At 64.1% G+C, this 10,554-nt stretch carries 10 protein-coding genes; 4 read left to right on the top strand and 6 right to left on the bottom strand.

The window, feature by feature from the left end:
* Nucleotides 1-236: 236 nt before the first annotated feature.
* On the top strand, nt 237-608 hold the full coding sequence (locus NKJ17_RS28035; RefSeq protein WP_352691048.1) for a response regulator: 372 nt from the start codon (nt 237-239) through the stop codon (nt 606-608).
* A gap of 18 nt (nt 609-626) precedes the next feature.
* On the opposite strand, the gene NKJ17_RS28030 is transcribed toward NKJ17_RS28035, so the two are convergent.
* Nucleotides 627-1,577 carry a DMT family transporter gene (locus tag NKJ17_RS28030; protein WP_352691047.1) on the bottom strand — a complete coding sequence of 317 codons (951 nt, stop codon included), beginning with the start codon at nt 1,575-1,577 and terminating at the stop codon, nt 627-629.
* Nucleotides 1,578-1,800: 223 nt separating this feature from the next.
* On the opposite strand from NKJ17_RS28030, the gene NKJ17_RS28025 reads away from it, so the two are divergent.
* Nucleotides 1,801-2,658, top strand: a complete 858-nt coding sequence (locus tag NKJ17_RS28025; RefSeq protein WP_352649318.1) for a LysR family transcriptional regulator — start codon at nt 1,801-1,803, stop codon at nt 2,656-2,658.
* Nucleotides 2,659-2,724: 66 nt separating this feature from the next.
* On the opposite strand, the gene NKJ17_RS28020 is transcribed toward NKJ17_RS28025, so the two are convergent.
* Both NKJ17_RS28020 and NKJ17_RS28015 read right to left on the bottom strand, forming a co-directional pair.
* The gene (locus NKJ17_RS28020) at nt 2,725-5,340 is read right to left on the bottom strand and encodes a TIGR02302 family protein (RefSeq protein WP_352691045.1); all 2,616 of its coding nucleotides are present in this window, start codon (nt 5,338-5,340) and stop codon (nt 2,725-2,727) included.
* A gap of 212 nt (nt 5,341-5,552) precedes the next feature.
* On the bottom strand, nt 5,553-6,494 hold the full coding sequence (locus NKJ17_RS28015; RefSeq protein WP_352691044.1) for a threonine/serine dehydratase: 942 nt from the start codon (nt 6,492-6,494) through the stop codon (nt 5,553-5,555).
* Nucleotides 6,495-6,557: 63 nt separating this feature from the next.
* Here NKJ17_RS28015 and NKJ17_RS28010 point away from each other — a divergent pair, with 63 nt between their 5' ends.
* Nucleotides 6,558-6,860, top strand: a complete 303-nt coding sequence (locus tag NKJ17_RS28010) for an ArsR/SmtB family transcription factor (RefSeq protein WP_352691043.1) — start codon at nt 6,558-6,560, stop codon at nt 6,858-6,860.
* A 10-nt stretch (nt 6,861-6,870) separates the two neighbouring features.
* Here NKJ17_RS28010 and lysA read toward each other — a convergent pair whose 3' ends face one another.
* The 3 genes from lysA to argH all read right to left on the bottom strand — a co-directional run bounded on the left by lysA (nt 6,871) and on the right by argH (nt 9,835).
* On the bottom strand, nt 6,871-8,139 hold the full coding sequence (gene lysA / locus NKJ17_RS28005; protein WP_352691042.1) for a diaminopimelate decarboxylase: 1,269 nt from the start codon (nt 8,137-8,139) through the stop codon (nt 6,871-6,873).
* 17 nt (nt 8,140-8,156) lie between these two features.
* Entirely contained in the window at nt 8,157-8,363 is a 207-nt protein-coding gene (locus NKJ17_RS28000; protein ID WP_023677931.1) for a hypothetical protein, read from the bottom strand.
* A gap of 71 nt (nt 8,364-8,434) precedes the next feature.
* Nucleotides 8,435-9,835 (bottom strand): argininosuccinate lyase, encoded by a 1,401-nt coding sequence (gene argH / locus NKJ17_RS27995; protein ID WP_352691041.1) that lies wholly within the window; start codon nt 9,833-9,835, stop codon nt 8,435-8,437.
* Between the two features lie 35 nt (nt 9,836-9,870).
* Here argH and tlpA point away from each other — a divergent pair, with 35 nt between their 5' ends.
* Nucleotides 9,871-10,554 (top strand): thiol:disulfide interchange protein TlpA, encoded by a 684-nt coding sequence (gene tlpA, locus NKJ17_RS27990; RefSeq protein ID WP_352691040.1) that lies wholly within the window; start codon nt 9,871-9,873, stop codon nt 10,552-10,554.

Here is a 10,554-nt window from a genome sequence, read left to right as displayed (position 1 = left end):
TTGCAGACCATCGACAACCCGTTCGGCACGAGGTTGTCACCCATGTCTTAGGTACATTCTGTTACCCATGTCTCCGGGTCGTACCTTTTCTGCGCTTCCGGTGCTCACGGACTCGAACGTCCGCTCCGGGTCTCGAAAACCACGTCATATGACTCGGCGGAGCGAATTCTGAAAAGGCCTCATGGCCTTCCTGGCTTTCAGGAAACATCAACTTTTCCTCGCCAAATATCTTGCCCATGGCAAAGCTCCTGATCGTCGAGGACGATGAATCCGTCCGCACTCTCGCCGCTCGCGCGCTCGAGCGCGCCGGGCATAATGTCACTGTCGCCGCGGACGGCGCACATGGCCTTTCTCTGATCCGGGCGGCGCAAGGGAGCTATGACCTTGTGCTGTCCGACATCCGCATGCCGGAGATGGACGGCATCGAGATGGCCAAGGCGGCAGCAGCGCTGTTCCCGGCGATGAAGATCATGCTGATGACCGGCTATGCCGACCAGCGCGAGCGCGCCGAGGAATTGGACGGCATTATTCTCGACGTCGTGCAAAAGCCGTTCACGCTGGCTGAAATCCGCGCCCGCGTCGAACAGGCGCTCGCCTGCTTCGCCTAAGCCCAAGGCCGACCGCCTTCAGGCAGGGTCGCAGGTCGCCGTATTGGCTGGCGCGCCGCTCCGGCGCCGGCCGGCATTGAGCGCAAAAAGCTCGGCGCCGATGATGAGGGCTGCGCCGGCCGCCGTCGCTGGTCGCGGCACCTCGGCAAAGAACAGAAAACCCCATAGCGGCGACCAGATGATACCGGTGTATTCGAAGGTGGCGACGCTGTTGGCGGGCGCCAGCCGGTAGGCCTGCGACAACAGGATCATGCCGGCCGAGGCAACGAAGCCGCATGTCCCCATCTTGAGGAGATCCGGCGTCGCCGGCCAGACCCATGGCCGGACGAGGAATTCGAGGCTCGGATGCACGGCGTGGTCAATGCCTGCCAGCCAAAACAATGCCGCCACCAAGGCGGCGCCGACCAGATAGGCGCCGTTCTGATAGAACGCCATGACAGTCGAGGATTCGGTGTCGCCGATCTTGCGTGCCATCAGCTGCGAGAAACCGTAGAGCAGAGCCGAACCTAGCGACAGCAGCGCTGCCCAGTCGAACAAGCCGGCGCCCGGGCGCACCATCACCAGCACGCCGAGCATGCCGACCAGGACGGTGGCGAGCGCCTGCCAGGACACGCGTTCGCCGAGATAGGGGCCGGCCAGCGCCATGATGAACAGCGGCGCCATGAAATAGAGCGCCACCGCGTCAGCCAGCGGCAGGGCGGCGATTGCCAGATAGTAGGCCGTGTAGGAGGTGAACTGGATGAAGGCGCGCATCGTCAGCATGCCGAACCGCTTCGACAGGATTGCCTGCAATCCGACATCGGCGTGGACGAGGAAAACCAGGATCGGCAAGGCGACGATCGAGCGGATCGCCATCACCTCGGTGACCGGATAGTGGCTCGACACCGCCTTGACCAGCGGGTCCTGCAGCGAAAAGACCAGTACGCCGAGACAGAGGCTGAGGATGCCGAGCACAAGCCGATTCTGCATAGGCGCTCCTGTCCCCGCGTGCGCGGCCGAACGCAGGCCTGCATCCGGGTAAAAAGAACCCGCCGCCATTTCGGGCAGCGGGTACGAGTGAGGACTTTTGATTGGTCCGCGGCCGATTTCGCGGCCGCATATCCAATGGGTAAGGCGAACTATCGTCCGCCGTTTGACATGTTGCAAACGAATTGGAATGATGCCAGCAATCAGATTTTCTTATGGCGGGCACATGCGACCCAATCTCGACAGCGACCTGTTGCGAACCTTCGTGGCGGTCGCCGACAGTGGCAATTTCACCAAGGCGGCGGAGCGGGCCGGCCGCACCCAGTCGGCGGTCTCGATGCAGATGAAGAAGCTTGAAGGGATGATCGGCGACAGCCTGTTCGAGCGCGGCTCGCGCGGTGTGGCGCTGACACGGCGCGGCGGCGAGCTCATCGCCAACGCCAGGCGCATCGTTTCACTGCTCGACGAGACGGCGGCATCGATGGTCGCGGCGCCGCTTGGCGGGCCGGTGCGCATCGGTATCCCGGAGGAATATGGCCACGCGATCCTGTCGCGCGCGCTCGGCGCCTTTGCCAAGCGCCATCCTCAGGTCGACATCACCGTCCGCTACGCGCATTCCGGTGCGCAGATCGCGGCGCTCGCCGCTGGCGAGCTCGATCTGGCGGTGGTGTTCGAATGGCAGGATCTGTCGGGGGGTGAGGTGCTGATGCATGACCCGACCGTATGGGTGACGTCAGAGCTGCATCACATGCATGAGGAGCGGCCGGTGCCGATCGCGCTCTACAACCGTGCCGGTTGGTGCAAGGATTTCGCGATAAAGTCGCTGGAACAGCGCGATCTCGCCTATCGTGTCGCCTACACCAGCGATACCAATGGCGGCCTGCGGCTCGCCGTCACCTCCGGGCTGGCGATTGCGCCGATCTCGCGCAGCAACATCCCGGCCGGCTGCCGCGAGCTTACGACCGCCGACGGGTTCGGCGACATCGATTCCTCGAACGTGGTGCTGCGGCGCAACCCGAACGCTTCCGGCGAGGCTATCGACGGCATGGAAGAGGCTATCCGCGAGGCGTTCACCAACCGTTAAGAATGCCGCTCAGTCCGGCGGTAGCGGCCAGCACCGCGCGCGGCGATCTTCCGAATACAGGCAGCCTTACTTCAGCTCCAGCAGCCGCTCCAGATAGCTGCGCTCGATATCGGGGCTGAGTGCATTGCCGAGCCGCTTGCGGATCGCTTCGAGGATTTGGCGGGCACGCTGCACGTCGATCTCGTCAGGCACTCTCACCGAACTCCCGTCATCGGGACCCTCGCTGGTGCGGGGCCGCCCGAGCGGGTCACGGTCGGCATTCTGCTGTCGTCCGCCCTGGCCGTTGCCGCCCTGGTCGCCTTGCATTGCCTGCAATTGCTTCATCATGTCCTTGGCGCCCCTGCGCAAGGCTTCCAATGCGCGGCCCTGGTGACCGACGGCCTGGTCGCCTTCGCCCTCGCCGAGCGCCTGTTCGGCATTGCCCATGGATTTGCCGGCCTCGCCAAACCCCTCATTGGAGTCGAGGCCCATGCCTTCGAGGCTCTTCCTCAATTGATCGAGCTCGCTCTGCAGCTTGCCCTGGCCTTCCTGCAACTGCTTCATCGCATCGGCGAATTCCTGCGGCGTCATCTGCCCCGGCCGGCCGAGCGGATCGCGGTCGTCGCCCAGGCCGGGCTTGCCCTGTTCGTCCATCGGGCCCGGCTCACCGTTCTCGCCGAGCTGCTCGTCGCGGTTCTGCCCGCGCTGTTGCTGGCCACGCTGCATCTGGTCCATGCGGAAGGTGTCGTTCATCATCTCCTGCTGGCGCCGCATGATCTCGCCCAGCTTATCCATCTGCTGACGCATCTCGCTGTCCTGCTGACCGCCTTGTTGCTGGCGGCCTGCCTGCAGATTGTTCATCATGTCCTGCAGCTCAGACAGCAATTGCTGCGCCTGGTCGCGATTGCCGGATTTCGCCAGGTTCTCGATCTGGTCCATCATGCGGTCGATGTCGCTCTGAAGCAGTTCCCGGCCGTTCTGCTGCATCTGTGGCGCATTCGGATTCTGCTGCGCCCGCGCAGCGAATTCCTGCAGGAACTGGTTCATCGCCTCGCGCAGTTCCTTCATCGCCTTCTCGATCTCCTGGTCGCTGGCGCCGTTCTTGATCGCATCCTGCAGCGCCTGCTGCGCCTGGCGCAGCCGCTTCTCGGCCGCCGACAGATTGCCTTCCTCGATGCCGAGCGCGATCTCCCAGAGGTAAGCGACCTCGTCGCGCAACTGGTCGTCGCTGTCAGCCATCTTCAGCCGGGTGCGGGCGCTCATGATGGCGAGGTAGTGCGTCATGTTGTCGAACGTGTCTTCGGGCCTGAGCGTGATCGCATCCATCAGGTCGAGCACCCGGTCCTTGGCATAGGCGTCGAGCGCCAGCATGCGGCGCTGCTCGACAACAGCCCGCGCCAACGGGTTGGAGAATGGCCGCTCCGGCATCACCAGCGTCTTGGTTTCGCTGGTCGCCGTGTGTCCGGCACCGTCGGTGGCGACAAGCGACAGCTTGACGTTACCACCGGCCCAGACATGGTCGGTCAGGTCCTTCGTCGTCTTAGCGGCATTCGCCTTCCCGCCGCGGCGCGGCAACGTCAGCGGCATTTCCGGCGGGCCATAGAGCGGATGCGCGTTGGGTGCCTGCGGATCGGCCAATGCGAAAACGGCCTTGGCGGAGGCCGCGCCATAGTCGTCGTCAATCTGGTAGTTGAGTTCGAAGGCGCCGTTGACGGCGCGCTTCGGCTCGCCGACAAAGCGGATCTGCGGCGGCTTGTCGGGAATTATGGCGAAGGCCCAGCGGCCGAGCTCGCCGTCGCCGGACTGCAGCGTCAGCGTGCCGTCGGCCGTCAACTTGCCGCTGAACTGGCGCACGGTGGAAGGCGTTGCCGGAGCTGCCTCAGTCTTGGCGGCTTGCGGCCCGGTCGGATCGATGGCGCGGGTGTTGCCGCCGGTGTCGGCGTAACTCAGCGTTTCCTCGCCCGAACCGCCGGTGACGCGCAGCGACACATCGCTGCCCTCCGGAACGGTGAAGGTCGGCGCCGTTTGAGTGGCGTTGTTGGCAAGGACTGGGGCGTTCAGGAATATCGGCGGCCTGCCGGTATAGGCCGGCGGCGTCACCCAGGCATCAATGCGCGGCGGCACGACGTCGCGGGCGGCACGGGCACCAAAGCCGTCGCCCAGCCTGCCGCCCGACGGCCCGAAGGAGAAGGCAAAGGCAGTGACCAACAAAAGCGCGGCAACGGCGCGCAACGCCCACGGGTCGCGTTCCGGCACGCGTGTGCGCGGCACGTCGCCGCCAAGCTCGCCCAGCCGGTCAGCCATGCGCCGCTGATGCTCGCGCCACAGGGCTTGCGAAAAAATGCTTTCCTTGCCGCTCGGGCGATCGGTCTGGACCTGCACCGGGCTGTGCAGCAGCCGGTTGGCCGCCTCGATGCGGCGGTCGACCTCGGCACTGGATGGCGTGCGGAAGAAACGCAGCGGGTAGAGTGCGGCAAGCGCTGCGACGCCGAATGCCGTGATAAGACCGATCCGCGCCAGATCGGGCAAAAATGGGAACAGGCCGAGCCACGAAATGCTGAGGAACAGGCTGGCGACGATGATCAGCGGCAGCAGCAATGGCCAGCCGCGTTCGACGATTATCGAGACCTGCGTCCCCAGCCGGCTCAAGGCAAGGCGCCTGGCCAGACTGCGATCGCTGGTGAAAATGGGTCGTTGCGTCATCGGCCCTTCCTGGCCGGGCGGGATAGCCCAGGCCTCACGAGTCTATCGCATGGGCCCGAAAAGTCGATTTCCGGGAAGCACGATGCGAAGACCTAAAATCTTAGCGCGTACTTCGTGCGTCCAAGCGGATGCACATCGCCCTAAGGATACCAACAAACACGGCGAAGGCGAGGCGGTTCCCCAAAACGTGAACAATAATGCCCCGGATATTGTCAGAATTTCGCCGGATTGGCGTTTGCGCCGCAGACCAGTACGGCAACGTGCTCGCCTCTAGCCGGTGCGTAGCGGCCGGACAGGAGCGCCGCGAAGGCGGCCGCACCGCCCGGCTCGGAGATGATTCGCACGCGGTCCCACAGCGCCGCCTGGGCGGCGACAATGTCGTCGTCGCCGACCAGGATCGAGCGCTCGACGAATGCCTCGGCGATAGGAAACATCATTTCGCCGACACGCTTTGGCGCGAGCGAATCGGCGGCGACGCCCTCAGCCGGCGCGTCGACGGGTCGGCCCGCCGCGAACGCGCGATGAAGCGTCGGCGCACCCTCCGGCTCAACAGCGATGATCCTGATGCGGCCGGAAAACCAGGCGGCGATGCCGCCGATCAGGCCGCCGCCGCCGACAGCGACCAGCAGGGTGTCGAGCTTCGGCAGGTCGGCCTCGATTTCGAGGCCGAGCGTGCCCTGCCCGACCAGCGTCTCCTCCTGATTGAAGGCGTGGATCTGCAGGGCGCCGGATTTTTCGGCGAAGCTCTCGCTGGCGGCCAGCGCCTCGGCATAACGGGCGCCGCCGACGATCAGCTCGGCGCCGTAGCCACGGATGCGGTCCAGCTTGGCCTGCGGGCTCACTTCGGGAACAAAGATGGTCGCCTTGTGGCCGAGTCGCATGGCGGCATAGGCGACGGCGGCGCCGTGATTGCCGCCCGATGCGGCGACGACGCCGGCCGCAGGAACCGGCCGTTCGAGGAGATTGGTGAACGCACCACGCGCCTTGAACGAGCCGGAATGCTGCAAGCACTCAAGCTTCAGGTCGACCGGCAGAGCCGGGCGGCCGAAATCGGCCATGTCGACGCGCAGCACCGGCGTGTGGCGCACGAAGGGTCGGATGCGTGGTTCCATCGCCGCAATGCGCTCGCGTGTGATCGTGTGGCCGTGCAGCATGCTTTCACTCCCAGGGCTGACATTCAGAGTTGACATTACTTAGTAACTTGGCAAAGTGGCTAAATGCAAGAGGTCGACCTCTTCAAAGCGATTGCCAACGAGCGCAGGCTGCAGATCCTCGACTGGCTCAAGGACCCGCGCGCGCATTTTCCGCCGCAGGCGGACGGCGATCTGGTCGACGACGGAGTCTGCGCGCTGCTGATCGCGGAAAAGCTGGGGATCACCCAGGCGACGCTCAGCGAACATATGCGCGTGCTGACCCAGGCAGGGCTTTTGCGCAGCAAGCGCATCAAGCAGTGGACATTCTATCGCCGGAACGAGAACAGGATCGCCGAAACCAGGGCGCTCATTCAGCACCGCCTGTAGCTGCAGAGTTCTACTCCAACCAGTCCGGCACCGAGTCCAGTCCGATCAGCTCGTCATAGGTCTGGCGCGGTCGCACAACGTGGAAGCGGTCGCGGTCGACCAGCACTTCCGGTACCAGCAGCCTGGTATTGTAGGTGCCAGCCTGGACGGCGCCATAGGCGCCGGCGGTGGCGACAGCGATCAGGTCGCCGGATTTCAGCCGGGGCAGGTCACGGTCGAGCCCGAGATAGTCGCCGGTCTCGCAAACCGGGCCGACGACGTCGACCTTCATGCGCGGTGCTGCGGCCGGCTGCTGCACCACCGGCTTGATGTCGTGGAAAGCGTCGTAAAGCGTCGGCCGGATCAGGTCGTTCATCGCGGCGTCGACGACGAGGAAGTTCTTGGCGTCGCCCTCCTTCACGAAGATCACCGCCGAGACCAGGATGCCGGCATTCCCGACGATCAACCGGCCTGGCTCGAACATCACTTTCAGCCCGAGCTCGGCGACATGCTTTCTGACGATCCGGGCATAGGCATCGGGCAAAGGCGGCGGGTTGTTGTCGACGCGGTAGGGAATGCCAAGGCCGCCGCCGAGATCGATGTGCTCGATGGCATGACCGTCGGAGCGCAGGGCGCCGACCAGCTCCACCAGCAGCGCAAAGGCCTCGTCGAAGGGCTGCAATTCGGTGATCTGGCTGCCGATATGGGTGTCTATGCCGGTGACCTTGATGCCCGGCAGCTCAGCCGCGCGGGCATAAACCTTTCGTGCCTGCTGCCAGGGAATGCCGAACTTGTTCTCGGCCTTCCCAGTCGAAATTTTGTTGTGCGTCCTGGCATCGACATCCGGATTGATGCGCAGCGAGATCGGCGCGATCTTGCCCAGCGCGGTCGCGCGGGCCGACAGCAGCTCCAGCTCCGGTTCGGATTCGACGTTGAAACAGAGAATGCCGGCCGAGAGCGCAAAATCCATTTCGCGCGCGGTCTTGCCGACGCCCGAAAACAGGATCTTGCTTGCCGGAATGCCGGCCGCCAAAGCGCGGCGCAATTCGCCCTCCGAGACCACGTCGGCGCCGGCGCCGAGTCTTGCCAACACCTTCAGCACGGCCTGGTTCGAATTCGCCTTCATGGCATAGCAGACGAGGGCGTCGAGCCCGGCAAAGGCCTCTGTGAAGACGCGAAAATGCCTGGTCAACGTCGCCGTCGAATAACAATAGAATGGCGTGCCGACGCTGGCGGCGATGTCTGATATCGCCACGTCCTCGGCATGCAGCGCGCCGTCGCGGTAGTCGAAATGGTTCACGAGATTGGTCCGAAAAATCAGAGCAGCGGGTCGAGGATGAATTTCTTGTCCTCAACAGGTTTTTCCGGCTCCGGCGGCAAAGGTTGCTTGGCCTTCTCGGCGTCCTTGCGGGCCTGCACGGCGGCCGCGTAGGGCGTATCGAGCGCAGCCTTCCTGCCGCAGGCCGCAACGGTGGCCATTGCTGCCAACAGCGTCAGCGTCACCAAAATCCTGCTTCCGGTCATCGTGCCATCCGTCCGAAACTGTTGCCCGCAGCCGCTTCTAGCCGAGTTTTGCGGCCATTGCACCCCGCGTCTTACGCCTTGGCGAGCCGCTTTTTCCAGTAGCGGATCTGCTTGCGCACCTCGGACGGCGCGGTGCCGCCGAAGCTCGTGCGGCTCTTTACAGAATTCTGCACGGCAAGAACCGAAAACACGTCGGCGCTGATACCGGGGTGAATGGACTGCAGATCCTCCAGCGAAAGCCTGTCGAGCCCGATCTTCCTGTCGTCGGCCAGCGCCACCGCCCGGCCAGTGATATGGTGCGCCTCGCGGAACGGCAGGCCGAGCGTGCGCACCAGCCAGTCGGCGAGGTCGGTCGCAGTCGAATAGCCGGCGCCGGCAGCCTTTTTCATCGCCGCGGTGTTCACCGTCATGTCGCGCACCATGCCGGTCATTGCCGCCAGCATCAGGTCGAGCGTCTCGGCCGCGTCGAAGACGGATTCCTTGTCTTCCTGCATGTCCTTGCCATAGGTCAGCGGCATGCCCTTCATTACTGTCAGCAAGCCGACGAGGTGCCCGGTGACGCGGCCGGTCTTGCCGCGCACCAGTTCGGCAGCGTCGGGATTCTTCTTCTGCGGCATGATCGACGAACCCGTCGAGAAACTATCCGACAGCCTGACGAAGCCGAATTGCGGCGTCGACCAGATGATGATCTCTTCAGCCAGTCGCGACAGATGCGTCGCGCAGATCGCTGCTACGCCCAGGAACTCGAGCGCGAAATCGCGATCCGAAACGCTGTCGAGCGAATTGCGCATCGGCTCGCGGAAGCCAAGCGCCTTCGCTGTCTCGTGCCTGTCAATCGGAAAGCTGGTGCCGGCAAGGGCGGCAGCGCCGAGCGGGCTTTCATCCATATGCTCAATCGCATCGCGGACGCGAGACAGGTCGCGCGCAAACATCTCGACATAGGCCATGCAGTGATGGCCGAAGGTCACCGGCTGCGCCGCCTGCATGTGGGTGAAGCCCGGCATCACCGTTGCCGCATGCTCCTCGGCGCGATCCAGGAACGCCGTGATCAGGCCCTTCAGCGCCTCGGCGACGCGAAAGCACTCGTCCTTGACCCACAGCCTGAGGTCGACCGCCACCTGGTCATTGCGCGAGCGGGCGGTATGCAGGCGGCCAGCTGCGGGCCCGATCAAATCGGCCAGACGGGCCTCGATATTCATGTGGATGTCTTCCAGCCTGGTGGAGAACTCGAATGTGCCGGTCTCGATCTCTGCCAGGATCGTGTTCAGCCCGTGAGTGATTTTTTCTTGATCGGCCGCCGAAATAATGCCCGTTTGCGCCAGCATCTGGCAATGGGCGATCGAGCCGCGAATATCCTGCGCATAGAGTTTGCGGTCGAACGAGATCGACGCGTTGATCGCTTCCATGATTGCGGCCGGACCCGAGGCAAAACGTCCGCCCCACATCTGGTTGCTGGCCTTCTTGTCGTTCATCGCTATAACCCGTGCTCCGGAGCAGTTTTTAAAAAATGGCAGACGGCAATAGATTCTTCCCGGCTTTGCGTCTCATCCTCGCCGCTTTGGTTGCGGGCGTGCTGGCCGGCGCGGTCGCGGTATATGTCAGGGAAAGCAGTTCTGGCAACAAGGCGCCCGCGCAAGTGGCCGCCGGCGGCGGCAAGGACGACGCCGCCTGCGTCGCCAAGACCGACCGTGCCAAGAAGATCGCCGCCGCTGCTACCGGCCAGGTTGCCGCGCTTTTGCCGGCGGATCCGCCGCAATCGCTGAAAAGCCTTGCCTTCAACGGCCCCGACGGCAAGCCGACGACGATCGCCGATCATGCCGGCAAGACGGTGCTGCTCAATCTGTGGGCGACATGGTGTGCACCTTGCCGCGCCGAAATGCCGGCGCTCGATGCGCTGCAGAAGGAGATGGGCAGCGATGCGTTTCAGGTTGTTGCCGTCAACGTCGATGCCGGCGACGATGCCAAACCGAAGAAATTCCTGGAGGACACCGGCGTCAAGTCGCTCGGCTACTATCGCGATGCCACGATGTCGCTGTTCAACGACGTCAAGACGCGCGGCCTGGCGCTAGGTCTGCCCGTCACCATGCTGATCGATGGGCAAGGCTGCCTCATCGCCCATATGAACGGCCCGGCCGAATGGTCGGGGCCGGATGCCAAGCGTCTGGTCGAGGCGGCGCTTCAGCCGGGATAG

This window comes from Mesorhizobium sp. M0208 (assembly GCF_040322015.1).
Classification (GTDB): Bacteria; Pseudomonadota; Alphaproteobacteria; order Rhizobiales; family Rhizobiaceae; genus Mesorhizobium.
Note: the sequence above shows the minus strand (reverse complement) of the source record. Positions and strands in the feature narration are given on the sequence as shown.

Coding starts and splice junctions, on each gene's coding strand:
- NKJ17_RS28000 (WP_023677931.1), bottom strand. CDS start 8,363: ATGACCGGAAGCAGGATTTTGGTGACGCTGACGCTGTTGGCAGCAATG.
- argH (WP_352691041.1), bottom strand. CDS start 9,835: ATGAACGACAAGAAGGCCAGCAACCAGATGTGGGGCGGACGTTTTGCC.
- tlpA (WP_352691040.1), top strand. CDS start 9,871: ATGGCAGACGGCAATAGATTCTTCCCGGCTTTGCGTCTCATCCTCGCC.
- NKJ17_RS28015 (WP_352691044.1), bottom strand. CDS start 6,494: ATGCTGCACGGCCACACGATCACACGCGAGCGCATTGCGGCGATGGAA.
- NKJ17_RS28035 (WP_352691048.1), top strand. CDS start 237: ATGGCAAAGCTCCTGATCGTCGAGGACGATGAATCCGTCCGCACTCTC.
- NKJ17_RS28010 (WP_352691043.1), top strand. CDS start 6,558: ATGCAAGAGGTCGACCTCTTCAAAGCGATTGCCAACGAGCGCAGGCTG.
- NKJ17_RS28030 (WP_352691047.1), bottom strand. CDS start 1,577: ATGCAGAATCGGCTTGTGCTCGGCATCCTCAGCCTCTGTCTCGGCGTA.
- NKJ17_RS28025 (WP_352649318.1), top strand. CDS start 1,801: ATGCGACCCAATCTCGACAGCGACCTGTTGCGAACCTTCGTGGCGGTC.
- NKJ17_RS28020 (WP_352691045.1), bottom strand. CDS start 5,340: ATGACGCAACGACCCATTTTCACCAGCGATCGCAGTCTGGCCAGGCGC.